Genomic DNA, 12,731 nt, shown 5'->3' with positions numbered 1-12,731 from the left:
GGAACCCGTGACCGCTCCCGCCGCCCGTCCCGTACCGCGCACGGACGCCGACCCCGCGTGGCTGCCGCCCGAGGCGTTCCGCGCACTCGGCTCCCGGCACGTCCTCGTGTGCGGCACCGGCGCCCCGACCGACACCGTGCACGGCGAAGTGGCCGCGGCCTGCGCGGAGTTCGGCGGTACGGTCGCGCGGTCGGCGGGCCCGGTACCGGAGGCGGACGACCGGCCGTACGACCTGCTGCTGTGCCTCGACGAGCCGGAGAACAAGGCCGACGACGAGGCGTTCACCCTGGTGCGGGAGCGCGGCCTGACCACGGTGAGCGGCGCGGGCGGGCGCGGGCTGCTCCAGGGGCTGTTCCATGTGGTCCGCCTCGGCGAGGCGGCGTTCGGCGCCGACCGGGCGCCCGAAACACACCGCCCCGCGTCGGCCACCCGCATGCTGAACCACTGGGACAACGTGGCCGTCCACCCGGTGATGGGCCAGGTGGAGCGCGGCTACGCGGGCGGCTCGCTGTTCTGGCGCGACGGCCGGGCGCGCGGCGGCCTCGACCGGGTGCGGGCGTACGGGCGGCTGCTCGCGGCCTGCGGCATCAACGCCGTCTGCGTCAACAACGTCAATGTGCACACGGCCGAGGCACACCTGCTGACCGACCGGATCGGGGAGGTCGGCGGCCTCGCGGACGCGCTGCGGCCCTACGGGATCCGCACCCATCTGGCGGTCACCTTCGCCGCGCCCCTCGTGCTCGGCGGACTCGCCACGGCCGATCCGCTGGACACGTCGGTACGCGCCTGGTGGGCCGCGGCCACCGCACGGGTGTACGCGGCGATCCCGGACTTCGGCGGATACGTGGTGAAGGCCGACTCCGAGGGGCAGCCGGGCCCCTTCGCCTACGGCCGCAGCCACGCGGACGGCGCGAACCTGCTCGCCGACGCGCTCGCCCCGCACGGCGGCACCGTGTACTGGCGGGCCTTCGTCTACAACCACCGCCAGGACTGGCGGGACCGCACGACGGACCGGGCGCGCGCCGCGTACGACCACTTCGTACCGCTCGACGGCGCCTTCCGCGACAACGCCGTCCTCCAGGTCAAGCACGGGCCGGTGGACTTCCAGCCGCGCGAGCCGGTCTCCCCGGTCATCGGCGCCATGGAGCGCACCCGGATCGCGGTGGAGATACAGGCCACCCAGGAGTACACCGGCCAGCAGCGGCACGTGTGCGCGCTCGCGCCGATGTGGAGCGAGGCGCTCGGCTTCCGCCCCGGCGGCGGCGCCTCGCCCACCGTCGGCGAACTGGCGCGCGGCGGGCTCGTGGCCGTCTCCAACGCAGGTGACGACCCGTACTGGACCGGGCACCCGCTCGCCCAGGCCAATCTGTACGCGGCCGGCCGGCTCGGTGTACGGCCCGGCGCCGACCCCCTCGCGGTCCTGGACGAGTGGATCGAACTGACCTTCACCCCGGACGCCTGCCCCGAACCGGAGCGCCTGCGGGCCGGGCTCCGCGCCGTACTGCGCGGCTCGTGGCGTACGTACGAGAAGTACACCGCGCCGCTCGGTGTGGGCTTCATGGTCCAGCCGGGCCACCACTACGGGCCGAGCGCGGACGGCTACGAGTACAGCCCCTGGGGCACCTACCACTTCGCCGACCGGGACGGCGTCGGTGTCGACCGCAGCCGCGCCACGGGCACCGGATACGCGGGGCAGTACGCCGAGCCGTGGGCGAAGGTGTACGAGTCAACGGCCACCTGCCCGGACGAACTGCTGCTGTTCTTCCACCATGTGCCGTACGGCCATGTGCTGCACAGCGGGACGACGGTCATCCAGCACATCTACGACACCCACTTCGAGGGCGTGGCGGAGGCCGCGGCGGCGCGGGACGTCTGGGCCTCGCTCGCCGGCCTGGTGGACGGCGCGCGCCACGCGCGGGTGGCGGAGCGCTACGAGGAGCAGCTCCGCTCCGCCCGTGAGTGGCGCGACCACATCAACAGCTACTTCTTCCGGAAGTCAGGGGTGCCGGACGCGCGGGGCCGCCGGATCCACTGAGCGGGCGCGCAGCACCGCGACACCGCGCGGGTCCAGGGTGAGGGGCTCGCCCCGTTCGATGTGTCTGCCCGTCAGCAGGTCGGTGGCGGTGACATGGGCGGTCAGCCGGGCCGGTTCCGACGCGTGGTTGAGGAGGAAGTGCAGGTGTGTTCCGTCGGGGGCGACCCGGGTGGCGCTCTCCACGGCCGGACGGTCGGCGTACGGGCCGATCAGACCGTGCCGGCCGAGGACGCGGCGTACGACCAGGTCCACACCGGGCCGGTCCAGGGCCGTGGCGACGTACCAGCCCTCGCCCGCCCCGAAGCGGTGGCGGGTGACGGCCGGGGTGCCCGCGTAGAAGTCGGCGCCGTACGTGCCGACCGGTTCGGCGCCGCGGGGCAGGACGATCTCGAAGACCAGCCGCGCGTCGGCTTCCGAGGTCCGGGCAGGGTCCTCTCCGCCGCCGAGGGTGACGGGGTGGGCGGTGTCCGCCGGGCGGGCGTCCCACTCGTCCACCCGGATGCCCATCAGGGGGGCCAGCGGGCCGGGGACATCGGCGAGAAAGGCCCGGTCGTGTACGTCGACACGGCCGGAGAGGAAGGTGGCGAGGACCGTGCCGCCGCGCGCGGCCACCGCCTCCAGCCGGGCGGCGAGATCGCCCTTGACCATGTGCAGGGTGGGCGCGAGGACCACGTCGTACGCGTCGAGCCCGGCGGTCACCGGGACGACATCGACATCGGCCCCCGCCTCCCGGGCGGCCCGGTAGTAGGTGTGCACCTGCTCCTGGTAGCGGACGAGCCGGGAGGGGCCGTCGGAGATCTCCAGCGCCCACCAGCTGTCCCAGTCGAAGAGGAGGGCGACCCGGGCCGGGGTGCGGGCGGCCAGCGAGATATCGCCCAGCAGCTCCAACTCCCTTCCCAGTTCGCTCACTTCGCCGAAGACCCGGGTGTCGTCGCGGCCCGCGTGGCCGATGACGGCGCCGTGGTACTTCTCGCAGGCGCCGCGCGAGGCGCGCAGCTGGAAGTAGAGGACTGCGTCGGCGCCGTGCGCCACCGCCTGCCAGCTCGCCAGCCGCAGCTCACCGGGGCGGCGCAGCGGGTTGACATCCCGGCAGGCCGTGGTGGAGGGGGTCTGCTCCATCAGCCAGAAGGGGGCGCCGTCCTTGAGGCCGCGCATCAGATCATGGCCGAGCGCGGCCACGGACGGCGGGGCGTCCAGCGGCGGATAGCTGTCCCAGGAGGCGAAGTCGAGGTGGGGCGCCCAGCGGTGGTAGTCCAGCGGCCGGTACATCCCCATGAGATTGGTGGTGACGGGGGTGTCAGGACTGTGCTCGCGGATCGCCGTCTTCTCGGTGAGGAAGCAGCCCAGGAGCGCGTCGGTGGTGAAGCGCAGATAGTCCAGGGTGATGCCCTGGAACGCGGTGTGGTCGGGTCCGCGCCAGTGCTCGGTGAGCGCGCTGGGCGGCTCGATCTCGTCCCAGTCGGTGTACCGGTGCGACCAGAAGGTGGTGCACCAGGCGTCGTTGAGGGCGTCGAGGGTGCCGTGGGCAGTACGCAGCCACCCACGGAAGGCGGCGGCACACCGCTCGCAGTAGCAGGCACCGCCGTACTCGTTGCCGATGTGCCAGGCGAGCAGCGCCGGGTGGCCCGCGTACCGCTCGGCGAGCCGGCCGGCGAGGGCGCCGGCCGCCGCCCGGTAGACGGGCGAGCTCGGGCAGAAGCTGTGGCGCTGTCCGTAGCGGTGGCGGCGGCCCTCGAAGTCGGTGCGGTTGACCTCGGGGTGGGCGCGGGCCAGCCACGGCGGGAGGGCGGCGGTGCCGGTGGCCAGGCACACCCGGCGGCCCTCGGCGGCGGCGCGCGCCAGGATGCCGTCGAGGACGGAGAAGTCGTACACGTTCTCGGCGGGCTGGGTGAGGGACCAGACGAACACACCGACGGTGAGGGTGTCGATCCTGGCCCGGGTGAAGAGCCGGTGGTCCTCGTCCCGGAGGGTCTCGGGCCACTGCTCCGGGTTGTAGTCGCCGCCGTAGCGGATCTTGCCGGTGGGGGGCGGAGTCATACGGTGAACCTCTCCTCGGTCTCGGTGATCACCGGACGGCCCGCGTGCAGCAGGGACAGCAGCAGAAGCGGGGCGAGCAGGGCGGGCAGGGCCTCGGTGGCGAGCAGGGTGAGGCCGGCCGCGAGGACGAGCAGGGAGGCGGCGCCGAGCGTGCTGCGGCCGTGCCGGAACAGGTAGTACGCGGCGAGCCGGCAGGTGTCCGCCGTGCGGAAGACGAAGAGCGAGGTCAGGACCAGGGCGTGCGCGCCCCAGAGCAGGCCGCCGAGGCCGAGCGCCGCCAGCAGCACGGCCCACCAGCCGGGCAGCCCGGTGACCGGGAAGTGGGTGAGGGAGACGGCGATGACGGTGAGCCAGCCCAGCAGCGGCGCCCACACCTTCAGGGCGGGCCCGGCGTTCAGCCGCCAGCCGCGCCAGTAGTCGCGGGCCGGGTGCAGATCGGTGAGATCACGGCTCCGGTGGTGCAGCGCGTACAGGGCGGCGGCGAGCGCGGGGCCGAGCGGCAGCAGACCGAGCGCGGCGAGCGGCAGACCGGCGGGGGTGCGGCCCGCACCGAGCAGCACCAGGAGGCCCGGCGACGCCGCGACGAGCAGCATCGCCTCCACGGTGAGCAGGGTGTGGACCAGGGCGGCGGCGCGGGAGAGCGGGCCGTCCCCGAAGAGACGGCCCGCGGTGGGGCTCACCTGTGACACGCCGGGTCAGCCCTTCTCCCGCCGGAAGCGCTCATGCGCCTTGTTGTGCAGATCGACGTACCGCTCCATGTTCTTGCTCTTCAACTCGCCGAGATAGGTGTCCCATTCGGACAGGGGACGCTTGCCGAGGGCGAACTTCATGGTGTTCTGGGCCACATGGTCCTTCAGCGGGGTCTCCCAGAGGACGGCCTGCTCCTGCTCCTCCGCCCGCAGCGGATGGGCGGGCTCGACAGGAAGCAGCCGCCAACCCGCCATGGCCTCCTGGAACTTCCGCTCGTCCGCCGCGAAGGACGAGGAGACCAGCGCCCGGCTGCCGCCGTACGCGAAGACACCGTTGGAGAAGCCGAAGTCCTTCTGGAGGTCCTTCGGGGCGTCCGCCGGGGTGCCCATGAGCCCGATGCCGTCCGCGACCCGGTACCGGCCGGGCCCGGTACGGGTGTAGGTGACGCCCTCGACACCGTACTTGCTGAACTCCAGTCCGGCGTCGGAGTACCAGAGCCAGTCCACGAACTGCATCAGCGCGACGAAATGGTCGCTCCTGAGCGCCGCGGCGGCGATCATGACACCGTTCTCCAGCCGGCCGTCGGCCATCACCTCGCCGGCCGGGCCGACCGGCATCGGGATCATCTCGACGGTGGCGCCCCTGACCTGACGGGCGAGGTTGTAGCGGTAGTTCTGCACCAGCTCCTGCGGATTGGAGCTGATCACGAACGACTTCTCGGAGAGCAGTTTCCGCACCGCCTCGTCGTCGGACTGGGTGAAGCTCTCCGGGTCGAGCAGCTTCTCCGCGCAGAGTGAGTGCAGGAAGTCGAGCATCTGCCGGTACTGGTCCATGGCACCGGTGAAGACGAACTCGCCCGCCCCGGCGTCGAAGGTGACGTTCTCGTAGTCCCAGCCGCCCTTGGTGCCGTACGCCCGGGAGAGGTACTTGAGCAGCGATCCCGCGGGGTAGGTGGGGACGCTCCACCGGTCCGAGAACGGATAGCGGTCCGGGTACTCCCGCCTGAGCGCCCTGAGCACCTCGCGGACCTCGTCCCAGGTGCCCGGCAGCGCCAGGCCGAGCCGCTCCAGGACATCGGTGCGCAGTGCCAGCGAGTAGCCGGGCTTGGGCTTCTCGTGCAGGCCGGGCAGCAGATAGAACCGGCCGTCGGACTGGCGGATGGAGTCGAGCTCGCCGGCCAGCCCCCAGGCCTTCACCTTCGCCGTGAAGTTCGGCATGAGATGCGTGTACTCGCTGACCGGGAGGACCGCGCCCGAGGAGACGAACGCGGCCTCCTGGGGGTGGTAGGTCTTGGGAATGATCCACGGCGCGTCACCCGCGCCGATCATCAGGCTGCGCTTCTTCTCGTAGTCGCTGTTCGGCACCGCCGTCGGTTTGAAGGTGACGTTCGTACGCTTGGTGACCTCCTTCCAGAAGAGCCAGGAGTCCTTCATCGGGTAGTTCGGCATGTTGTTGTGCAGGACCGGGAAGGTGAGCGCCGAGGCCGCCAGGAACTGGTCGCCCACGCCGTACTTCTCCATCGCGCCGGCCCGCTTCTTCGACAGGTCCGCGGAGCCCCCGTCGTCCTCGCTCCCGCCGCCGCAGCCGGTGAGGGCGGCGAGCCCGGCGAAGCCCGCCGCGGCGAGCAGACCGCGGCGTGACAGCTGTCCGGAGTTCTTCACGGATACTCCCTTGTCCTGGAGGTGGGGTACGGGACGTGGCGGTCAGCCCTTGACGGCGCCGAGCATGACGCCGGAGACGAAGTAGCTCTGGACGAACGGGTACACACAGAGAATGGGCAGCGCGGTGAGCACGATGGTGACCGACTGGATGTTCGAGGCGACCTGGGTGAGCTGCTCCGTACTCGCCCCCGCGTTGGTCCCGCCCGTGGCGCCCACGATGAGATTGCGCAGATAGACGGTGACCGGCATCAGCTCCGTGCGGTCCATGTAGAGGAACGCCGAGAACCAGGAGTTCCAGAAGGACACCGAGTAGAAGAGCACCATCGTCGCGATGACCGCCTTGGACAGCGGCAGCACGATCCGCAGCAGGATGCCGTACGTGCCGAGGCCGTCGATCTGCGCGGCCTCCTCCAGCTCGCCCGGCAGGCTCTCGAAGAACGCCTTCATCACCAGAAGGTTGAACACACTGATCGCGTTCGGGATCACCACCGCCCAGAGCGTGTTCTTCATGCCGAGGCTGGTGATCAGCACGTAGTGGGGGATCAGCCCCCCGGAGAAGAACATCGTGAACACGGCGACACCGACAAGGACGCCGCGCCCCCTGAGGTCCCTCTTCGACAGGACGTAGGCGTAACAGGTCGTCAGGACCATCGCGACGGCGGTGGCGACGACCGTGTAGAGGACGGTGTTGCCGTAGTTCCGCCAGAACATCCCGTCCCCGAGGACGATCCGGTACGTGGTGAGGTTGAAGCCCTCCGGCCACAGATTCACCCCGCCGGCCCTGATGCTGCTCTCGGAGCTGAACGACCGCGCGACGATGGTGAGGAACGGGTAGAGGGTCACCACCACGACACCGGTCATGATCAGCGCGTTGACCCCCTGGAACACCCGCAGGCCGCGCGTCGGCCGGCCGGCCGTCACCACAGGCTCGTCCCCACCGTGCGGCGGGACAGCTGGTTGGCGGAGAGGATCAGGATCAGGCCGATGACCGCCTCGAAGAGGCCGATGGCCGCCGCGTAGCTGAAGTTGTTGGACTCGACGCCCGTCCGGTAGAGATACGTGGAGATGACGTCGGCGGTCGGATAGGTCAGCGGGTTGTAGAGCAGCAGGACCTTCTCGAAGCCGACGGCCATGAACGTGCCGATGTTGAGGATCAGCAGTGTGATCATGGTCGGCCGGATGCCCGGCAGTGTGACATGCCAGATCTGGCGCCACCGGTTCGCGCCGTCGATACGGGCCGCCTCGTACAGATCCTCGTCGATGGTGGTCAGCGCGGCGAGATAGAGGATGGTGCCCCAGCCGGCGGTCTGCCAGATCTCCGAACCCACGAAGACGGTACGGAACCAGCCGGGCTCCTGGAGGAAGGGGACCGTGTCCCCGCCGAAGGCCCTGAGCGCCTGGTTGACGGGCCCGTCCGTGGCGAGCAGCTGCATGGTGATGCCCGCGACGATCACGATGGACAGGAAGTGCGGAAGGTACGACACCGACTGCACGAAGCGTTTCAGCGCCCGGCTGCGGAACTCGTTGAACAGCAGCGCCAGCACGATCGGCACCGGGAAGCAGAACACCAGGGTCAGGGTGCCCAGCCACAGTGTGTTCGTGAACACCTGCCAGAACGTGGGATCGGTCAGGAACATGCGCACATAGCGCAGCCCGACCCACCGTTCGCCCAGGAGGGAGCCGCCCGGCTCGAAGCGCCGGAAGGCGATCACATTGCCGATCATCGGCAGATAGCGGAACACCAGGAAGAACAGCAGCGGCAGCACCACCAGCGAGTACAGCTGCCAGTCCCGGCGCAGCGCCCGCCGCCAGGTGCGGCGGCCGGCGGTGGCGGTCGTCATGGTCGGGCCTCCCGTGGCGAGGTGCGGGGGAAGGGCGGCGCGCGTCCGAAGGGCCCGTCAACAGGGCGTAGGAGTCGGGAAGTTCTCCGAATATTTCGGTAATGAAGCCGCAACATATGGGCGGGTGAATCCGGTGTCAATGGGTTCTGCAGGAAGTCATGGTGCGTAAGACTCGGTGTGAGCCGGTATATCTCCCCAGGGAATGGGGAGTTGTCCTGCTATCGGTCAGCCGTCGGCCGCTCGAAAGTTTCTGTCACTGAGGCGTAATGATCGGACGGTTTCGGCCGTCCCCGGCCAGCTGTGAGGTGCCATGCCCGCGTTCGATCTGCCGCTCGACGCACTGGAGAACCACCGCCCCGACCCCGGGGAACCCGCCGACTTCGACACCTTCTGGGAGGCCACCCTCAAGGAGGCGGGAGGGAGCGCGCCGGTCCTGTCCGCCGTCCCGGTCGACAGTGGGCTGCGCCTGGTCGAGACCTGGGACGTGACCTTCCGCGGCTTCGCCGGCGAGCCGGTACGCGCCTGGTACACCCGGCCCGCCAGGGACCCGCTGGCCCGCCCGGCCGTCGTCGAGTACGCGGGGTACGGACGCGGGCGCGGCCTGCCGCACGAGCGGCTCACCTGGGCCTGCGCCGGCTACGCCCATCTGCTCATGGACAACCGCGGCCAGGGTGACCAGTACGGGAGCGGCGGCGACACCCCCGACCCGCACGCCGCGGCGCCGGGCGGGCCGGGCCCGGCCGTACGCGGGCTGCTGGACCCGCACGACTACCACTACCGGCGGCTGATCACCGACGCGGTACGCGCGGTCGCCGCCCTGCGGGCCCTGCCCGGTGTGGACCGTACGCGGGTGGCGGCCGTCGGCAACAGCCAGGGCGGCGGACTCGCCCTCGCCGTCGCCGGACTCGTCCCCGACCTCGCGGCGGTGCTGGTCAGCGCGCCGCTCCTGTGCGGCATCCGGCGCGCCCTCGATCTCACCGACGCCGGCCCGTACGGCGAGATCGCCGGCTATCTCGCCGTGCACCGGGACGCCGTCGCCGCCGCCCGCCGCACCCTCGGCTATGTCGAGGGCATCTCCTTCGCCCGCCGGGCCACCGCCCCCGCGCACTTCGGGGTCGGGCTGCGCGACACCGTCTGCCCGCCCAGCGGCGCCTACGCCGCGTACAACCGTTACGGCGAACTCGGTGGCCACGACCCGGTCCGGGAGATCCACGCCTACCCGTTCAACCAGCACGAGGGCGGTGACGCCGTGCACGTCCGGCGCCAACTCGACTGGCTCGCCGGGGTCCTGGCGCCGTGAGCCGCACACGGAGCACAGGGCGCACGAGGTATTGACGCGACGCGCGGGACTCCTATCATCTCGGCACACCGTCTCCTCGGCACCAACGGCACCGAACACACCCCCCTCCAGGGATCCGTCTCCGACCGTTCAAGGAGAGACATGAACCTGCTGAACCGGTTCCACCGGGGCCGCGCCGCGCTCTGGGCGCTGCCGGCCGCGGCGTTGGTGACAGTGGCACTGTTACTGCCCGGCCCGGCCGTCGCCGCACCGGCGGCCCCGGCCGCGCGGCCGGCCCCGAACGCGCAGCCGACCCCGAACGCGCAGCCGACCTCTGACGCGCAGCCGGACCGGGCCGCCGCCGCGCTGCCCACCAGTTTCGCCTGGCGCTCCAGTGGCGCGCTCATCTCGCCGAAGCCGGACGCGACCCACAACATCGCCGGGCTGAAGGACCCGTCGGTGGTGTACCACAACGGCAGATGGCACGTCTTCGCCAGTGTGGCCGCCGCCTCCGGATACAACCTGGTGTACCTGAGCTTCACCGACTGGTCCCAGGCGGGCTCCGCCACCCACTACTACCTGGACCAGAGCGCCATCGGCACCGGATACCGGGCCGCGCCGCAGGTGTTCTTCCACGCACCGCAGAACACCTGGTACCTGGTTTACCAGACCGGCAACGCGTCGTTCTCCACCAACACCGACATCGGCAACCCGTACGGCTGGAGCGCGCCCCGCCACTTCTACGCGTCGATGCCGGCCATCATCGCCCAGAACATCGGCAACGGGTACTGGGTGGACATGTGGGTGATCTGCGACAGCGCCAACTGCTACCTGTTCTCGTCCGACGACAACGGGCATCTCTACCGTTCGCAGACCACCGTGGGCCAGTTCCCGAACGGGTTCACCAACACCGTCATCGCGGCACAGGACTCCAACAGATACGCCCTGTTCGAAGCGAGCAATGTGTACAAGGTGCAGGGCAGCGACCAGTATCTGCTGCTGGTGGAGGCGATCGGATCGGACGGCCGGCGCTACTTCCGCTCCTGGACCGCGACCAGCCTCGCCGGCTCGTGGACCCCGCTGGCCGCCTCCGAGGCCAACCCCTTCGCCCGGGCCGGTAACGTCACGTTCCCCTCGGGCGCCTGGACCAGGGACATCAGCCACGGTGAGCTGGTCCGCGCGAGCAACGACCAGACGCTGACCATCAACCCCTGCGCGATGCAGTACGTGTACCAGGGCCTGGACCCGAACGCGTCCGGCGACTACAACACCCTGCCGTGGCGGCTCGGCCTGCTCACCCAGGCCAACTCCGCCTGCTGACCGGGCCTACCCTCCCATCCGGGTCCGCTGGAGGGAGGTGAGCCGGAGTACGAGGGCGAGGGCCAGCAGGACGGTCAGCATGCCGAGGAGATTCGTGGCCTGCCCGAGGTTGATGGTGTCCATGGCGCCGCCGGCGTAGTCCTTCTCGTACCAGCTGACGGCCGAGTCGCGCAGGGACAGGACGGAGTAGCCGATCCAGCACCACCACCAGGAGTGCAGCAGCCACCGTGAGGCGCCCGTCGCGCGGCCGGTCGACGCCGTCCAGATGTCGTTGCCGATCCGCTTGGGCAGGCAGAAGTTGAGGAAGGGGATGAACCAGGAGCCGACCGCCATCCCGGTCGAGTGACGGATCCGTCCCGGGGCGAACGACTCGGCGTTGAGCCGCACGCGGTGGAACCAGAACGACCACGCGATCACCACGGTCACACCGGACACCACGGTGAGGACATCGGCCGTGAACGTCGCGAACCGCAGCGTCGTGAAGTCCGGGACGGTATCCGTGGCGGTCAACTGCTTCTCCTCGCCGAGCTGGGAGAACGCCACCTCCAGGACGTAGGACCGGAACAGCAGGGGCAGCAGGTACAGGCCGAGGAGCAGGGCCAGGACCGTGGCGATCCCGCGGGCCGGACGGGCGAGCGGGGCGGGCGGGAACGCCGGGGTGAAGGCCGGGGCCGGGAAGCCGGCGGAAGGAGCGGCCACCGGGGAGAGGCTGCCCGGGTGCGGGGTGGACCACAGGGGCGCCGCGGGCGCGTACGTGAGGGGCGGGCCGAAGCCGGGTACGGGGGCGGGGGCGGGCGCCGGGCCGGCCCCCTGCCCCTGCCCGGTTCCCTTCGCACCGCCGGGGAGTGTGCCGCCCTCCGGGTCCTCGCTGTCCAGCAGCCGTACGGCGTGCCTGCCCAGCTCCGCCAGCACCTCGCCCGGCAGCCACGAGCCACCCGGCGCGGCATCAGTGTCCGCGCTCCCCATGCCCTCGATATGCGCCAACAGGGCGTCCAGCGTGGGCCGTTGGGCGGGATCCTTGACCAGGCAGGCCGCGATCAGGTCCTGCCACCGCTCGGGTATCCCCGTGAGGTCGGCCTCCCCCTCCGCGATACGGAAGAGCAGCGCGTGGACCCCGCCCTCGCCGCCCCCGAAGGGCTGCCGTCCCGTCGCCGTGTACGCCAGCACGGCACCGAGGCAGAAGATGTCGGTGGCGAACGTCACCTGCTCCCCGCGGACTTGCTCGGGCGCCATGAAGCCGGGCGATCCCAGGAGCGCGCCCGTACCGGTGAGTCCGCCGCCGGACTGCGTGGCCGCGTCGAGGGCGCGGGCGATGCCGAAGTCGATGACACGGGGCCCGTCGATCGTCACCAGCACATTGGAGGGCTTGAGGTCGCGGTGCACGAGCCCCGCGCCGTGGATCGCCCGCAGCGCGTGGACGAGGCCGGTAGCCAGCGCGCGCACGGACTTCTCGGGCAGCGGACCGTACTGTTTCTCCACCACCCGGGAGAGCGCGGGCCCGGCGACGTAACCGGTGGCGACCCAGGGCGTCGCGGCTTCCGTGTCGGCGTCCAGCACCGGCGCCGTCCACTCGCCGCCGACCCGCCGCGCCGCCCGCACCTCCTGCGCGAAGCGCTGCCGGAAGTCGGATGTGCGGGCCAGCTCTTCCTTGACGACCTTGACCGCGACCGTACGCCCGCGGTCGGAACGGGCGAGGTACACCCGTCCCATGCCGCCCTCGCCGAGCCTGCCGAGCAGCCGGTAGCCGCCGATCCAGCTCGGATCATTCGGGTCCAACCCATCCATACGTGTGCTCCCTGTGCCCCAGGTGATGCGTCCGCACGAGGATAGGAGACGTGGCGCAAGGGAGTGTCGGTGCCTGCCCCTAC

The 12,731-nt window shown here is 71.0% G+C and carries 8 protein-coding genes and 1 pseudogene; 3 read left to right on the top strand and 6 right to left on the bottom strand.

Annotation, left to right across the window (positions count from 1 at the left end; translation table 11 throughout):
- Positions 1 to 7 precede the first annotated feature (7 nt).
- Positions 8 to 2,035 (top strand): alpha-glucuronidase, encoded by a 2,028-nt coding sequence (locus AB0389_RS01890; protein WP_366393323.1) that lies wholly within the window; start codon positions 8 to 10, stop codon positions 2,033 to 2,035.
- On the opposite strand, the gene AB0389_RS01885 is transcribed toward AB0389_RS01890, so the two are convergent.
- The 5 genes from AB0389_RS01885 to AB0389_RS01865 are packed head-to-tail and all read right to left on the bottom strand — an operon-like array spanning position 1,997 to position 8,264.
- Positions 1,997 to 4,072 carry a beta-galactosidase gene (locus tag AB0389_RS01885; protein ID WP_366393322.1) on the bottom strand — a complete coding sequence of 692 codons (2,076 nt, stop codon included), beginning with the start codon at positions 4,070 to 4,072 and terminating at the stop codon, positions 1,997 to 1,999. The genes AB0389_RS01890 and AB0389_RS01885 overlap by 39 nt on opposite strands.
- Positions 4,069 to 4,761: a hypothetical protein gene (locus tag AB0389_RS01880; protein WP_366393321.1), complete on the bottom strand. Its 693-nt coding sequence runs from the start codon at positions 4,759 to 4,761 to the stop codon at positions 4,069 to 4,071. Before AB0389_RS01880 ends, AB0389_RS01885 begins: the two co-directional genes overlap by 4 nt.
- Positions 4,762 to 4,767: 6 nt before the next feature.
- The gene (locus tag AB0389_RS01875) at positions 4,768 to 6,423 is read right to left on the bottom strand and encodes an extracellular solute-binding protein (RefSeq protein ID WP_366393320.1); all 1,656 of its coding nucleotides are present in this window, start codon (positions 6,421 to 6,423) and stop codon (positions 4,768 to 4,770) included.
- A gap of 42 nt (positions 6,424 to 6,465) precedes the next feature.
- The gene (locus AB0389_RS01870) at positions 6,466 to 7,284 is read right to left on the bottom strand and encodes a carbohydrate ABC transporter permease (protein ID WP_366393439.1); all 819 of its coding nucleotides are present in this window, start codon (positions 7,282 to 7,284) and stop codon (positions 6,466 to 6,468) included.
- Between the two features lie 56 nt (positions 7,285 to 7,340).
- Positions 7,341 to 8,264, bottom strand: a complete 924-nt coding sequence (locus AB0389_RS01865) for an ABC transporter permease subunit (protein WP_366393319.1) — start codon at positions 8,262 to 8,264, stop codon at positions 7,341 to 7,343.
- Between the two features lie 310 nt (positions 8,265 to 8,574).
- On the opposite strand from AB0389_RS01865, the gene AB0389_RS01860 reads away from it, so the two are divergent.
- Together AB0389_RS01860 and AB0389_RS01855 are read left to right on the top strand one after the other, a co-directional pair.
- On the top strand, positions 8,575 to 9,564 hold the full coding sequence (locus AB0389_RS01860) for an acetylxylan esterase (protein ID WP_366393318.1): 990 nt from the start codon (positions 8,575 to 8,577) through the stop codon (positions 9,562 to 9,564).
- Positions 9,565 to 9,897: 333 nt separating this feature from the next.
- Positions 9,898 to 10,863: pseudogene (locus AB0389_RS01855) on the top strand (non-reducing end alpha-L-arabinofuranosidase family hydrolase); the annotation flags it as partial.
- 6 nt (positions 10,864 to 10,869) lie between these two features.
- Here the strand turns inward: AB0389_RS01855 and AB0389_RS01850 are convergent.
- Entirely contained in the window at positions 10,870 to 12,648 is a 1,779-nt protein-coding gene (locus AB0389_RS01850; protein WP_366393317.1) for a DUF4328 domain-containing protein, read from the bottom strand.
- Positions 12,649 to 12,731: the final 83 nt, after the last annotated feature.

It is taken from the genome of Streptomyces sp. NPDC093109 (assembly GCF_040701725.1).
Lineage (GTDB): Bacteria > Actinomycetota > Actinomycetes > Streptomycetales > Streptomycetaceae > Streptomyces.
Note: the sequence above shows the minus strand (reverse complement) of the source record. Positions and strands in the feature narration are given on the sequence as shown.

Coding starts and splice junctions, on each gene's coding strand:
- AB0389_RS01885 (WP_366393322.1), bottom strand. CDS start 4,072: ATGACTCCGCCCCCCACCGGCAAGATCCGCTACGGCGGCGACTACAAC.
- AB0389_RS01870 (WP_366393439.1), bottom strand. CDS start 7,284: ATGACCGGTGTCGTGGTGGTGACCCTCTACCCGTTCCTCACCATCGTC.
- AB0389_RS01865 (WP_366393319.1), bottom strand. CDS start 8,264: ATGACGACCGCCACCGCCGGCCGCCGCACCTGGCGGCGGGCGCTGCGC.
- AB0389_RS01860 (WP_366393318.1), top strand. CDS start 8,575: ATGCCCGCGTTCGATCTGCCGCTCGACGCACTGGAGAACCACCGCCCC.
- AB0389_RS01850 (WP_366393317.1), bottom strand. CDS start 12,648: ATGGATGGGTTGGACCCGAATGATCCGAGCTGGATCGGCGGCTACCGG.